At 69.7% G+C, this 2,569-nt stretch carries 4 protein-coding genes; all 4 read right to left on the bottom strand.

Annotated features, from left to right (window positions below):
• The coding region (locus GXZ33_RS04085; protein ID WP_291339588.1) for a GNAT family N-acetyltransferase at window positions 1-499 on the bottom strand (499 nt) is incomplete at its 3' end.
• 11 nt (window positions 500-510) lie between these two features.
• A complete protein-coding gene (locus tag GXZ33_RS04080) occupies window positions 511-1,086 on the bottom strand; it encodes a hypothetical protein (protein ID WP_291339586.1) in 576 nt (191 codons plus the stop codon).
• The gene (locus GXZ33_RS04075; protein ID WP_291339584.1) at window positions 1,083-2,006 is read right to left on the bottom strand and encodes an RluA family pseudouridine synthase; all 924 of its coding nucleotides are present in this window, start codon (window positions 2,004-2,006) and stop codon (window positions 1,083-1,085) included. Before GXZ33_RS04075 ends, GXZ33_RS04080 begins: the two co-directional genes overlap by 4 nt.
• On the bottom strand, window positions 2,003-2,506 hold the full coding sequence (lspA, locus tag GXZ33_RS04070) for a signal peptidase II (protein ID WP_291339582.1): 504 nt from the start codon (window positions 2,504-2,506) through the stop codon (window positions 2,003-2,005). The genes GXZ33_RS04075 and lspA overlap by 4 nt, the downstream gene beginning before the upstream one ends.
• Between the last annotated feature and the right edge of the window lie 63 nt (window positions 2,507-2,569).

Genomic DNA, 2,569 nt, shown 5'->3' with positions numbered 1-2,569 from the left:
GGGAGAGGCTGAACTCGTCGACGGGGCGGATGTTCTCCAGCACTCCCCCGCAGGCACGGATCACGCTTATCGACGCCCCGTTGTCCTCCCGGCAGCACACCAGCACCCGGTGGAGCCCGATCCGGCGTGCCTCCGGGAGCACCTCGCGCAGGGCCTGCCTGGCCAGGCCGCGGCCCCGCGCTGAGGGGCGCACCCCGTAGCCGATGTGCCCGAACAGTTCCGCCAGTGCGTATCTGTCGAGGGTGTGGCGCAGCTGGATCGCGCCGAGGTACTCGCCGTCCTCGACCATCCAGTAATTGGTGTCGGGGACGTCTCCCTCGGGCACGACGTCGGAGTTGAGGGCATCGACCCAGGTGGCGAAGTCCGCCGGGTCGTTGAGGTCGAACCCGTAGCGGCGCGCCAGGTGGGTGGCGGCACCGTCCTGGTGCGCACCATCCCACTCGGCGGCGGATTCCAGCCAGGAATCATGCAGATCAACGGTGGGGGTGACCAGCTTCATACGCGCCGAGTCTAGGGCACCTCGACGGGACGCACAGCGAAGCGACCCCACGCCGCGTCCGCGGGCAGGACCTCGATGGCGGCGATCTGCGGGGCCTCCGAGAGCAGCCGCAGGACGTTGCCGTTGTCGCGGACCAGGACGGCGTCGAGGTGCTCCGGGACGGGGACGGTGCCCACCCCCTGCAGGGACACCGCGATGCGGTCGAGCTCCCGCTGGAACACGTCCGCCCGGTCCTCCCCCGCGATCGGCTCGGGCAGGGAGAAGGGCGCGGCGAGTTCCACGATCATCGCGTTGACGCGCTCGACGTTGTCCAGCACGGCGCCGGCCTCCTCGGGGGTCAACGGCTCGGCGAAGGTGACCAGGGCGTAGACGTGCTGGTCGGCGGGGGCGTCGAGAAGCGAGGTCCGGGCGCGCTCGGCGTAGGCCGCGAAGGACTCCCCCGTCTCCGTACCCAGCATGTCGCCCTGCGGCGGAACCGGCTTGTGGGTGGCGTCGTCGAGGAAGGCGAGCGTGAGCGCACCGAGCAGGGCCACGGCGGCCAGCGCCGCGATGATCCGGCGGATCATGTCGGCATGGGCGTCGCTCATCCCCGGATCACCTCGAGGGCGTGGGCGAGGTCGTCCGGGTAGGGGGCCTCGATCTCCATGTACTCACCGGTGCCCGGGTGGTGGAAACCGAGCCGCACGGCGTGCAGCCACTGGCGGATGAGTCCGAGGCGTTCGGACAGGCCCGGGTCGGAGCCGTACATCGGGTCACCGACGCACGGGTGGCCGATCGCGGACATGTGCACGCGGATCTGGTGGGTGCGGCCGGTCTCGAGGTCGATCTCCAGGAGGGTGGCCTCCCGGAAGGCCTCGATCGTCTCGTAATGGGTGATCGCGGGCTTGCCGTCGGTGGTCACCGCGAAACGCCAGCCGGCGGAGGGGTGACGGCCGATGGGGGCGTCGATGGTGCCGGTGAACGGGTCCGGGTGCCCCTGGACCAGCGCGTGGTAGACCTTGCGCACCGTGCGGTCGCGGAAGGCGTTCTTGAGCACCGTGTAGGCACGCTCGGAGGCGGCGACGACCATGACGCCGGAGGTGCCGACATCGAGACGCTGCACGATGCCCTTGCGCTCCGGCGGACCGGACGTGGAGATGCGGAAACCCGCGGCGGCCAGGCCCCCGACGACGGTGGGCCCCTCCCAGCCGACGGTCGGGTGCGCCGCGACACCCACGGGCTTGTGCACCGCGATGATGTCGCTGTCCGAGTAGAGGATGTCCATCCCCTCGATCAGCTCCTCCTTGGGGGTCAGATCGGGGGCGGCCGGCAGGGTCACCTCCAGCCAGGAGCCCTCGTGGAGACGGTCGGACTTGCCCACGGCCTGCCCGTCGATGAGCACGTCACCCTCGGTGGCCAGTTCCGCGGCGACGGTGCGGGAGATGCCGAGGAGCTTGGAGAGGGCGGCGTCGACACGCATGCCGGCCAGGCCCTCCGGGACGGGGAGAGTACGGGTGTCACGGGTCATGCCGCCACCTTCGCCTTCCGCTCCTCCATGAACAGTGCCAGGACGAACACCACGACGCCGACCGAGATGGCCGCGTCGGCGACGTTGAACACCGCGAAGGAACCCACGGAGATGAAATCCACGACATGCCCGAACCAGAAACCCGGCTCACGGAACAGCCGGTCGATGAGGTTGCCCAGGGCACCACCGGCGATGAGCGCCAGGCCGAGGGCCTGTCCACGGTCGTGGATGCGGCGGGCGGCGACGGCGATGCCCACCACGAAGAGCAGCTGGATCGTGGTGAACAGCCAGGTGCTGTTCTCCCCCATGGAGAACGCGGCACCCGGATTGAACAGCAGCAGGAAACGGAACCAGTCGCCGATGACGGGGAACGGCACCCCCGGTTCCAGCCACGCCAGCATGAGTGCCTTGGTGGCCTGGTCGATGGCCGCCACCGCAAGGATGATCACCGCCATGAAGGTGACGTTCCGGGAGGATGGTCTCGACTTTGTCTCACTCACGGCCCCCATCATTCCCCACCACGGCCGTGCGGGTCCACCCGGTGACCTGCCTGCGGTAGCCTT

The organism is Corynebacterium sp., from assembly GCF_012838985.1.
GTDB lineage: Bacteria > Actinomycetota > Actinomycetes > Mycobacteriales > Mycobacteriaceae > Corynebacterium.
The sequence above is the reverse complement of the archived record's forward strand: the minus strand, read 5'-3'. Positions and strand labels throughout refer to the sequence as shown.

What these genes read in the sequence shown, in the direction of transcription:
- GXZ33_RS04075 (WP_291339584.1), bottom strand. Translation starts at nt 2,006, where the DNA reads ATGACCCGTGACACCCGTACTCTCCCCGTCCCGGAGGGCCTGGCCGGC.
- GXZ33_RS04080 (WP_291339586.1), bottom strand. Translation starts at nt 1,086, where the DNA reads ATGAGCGACGCCCATGCCGACATGATCCGCCGGATCATCGCGGCGCTG.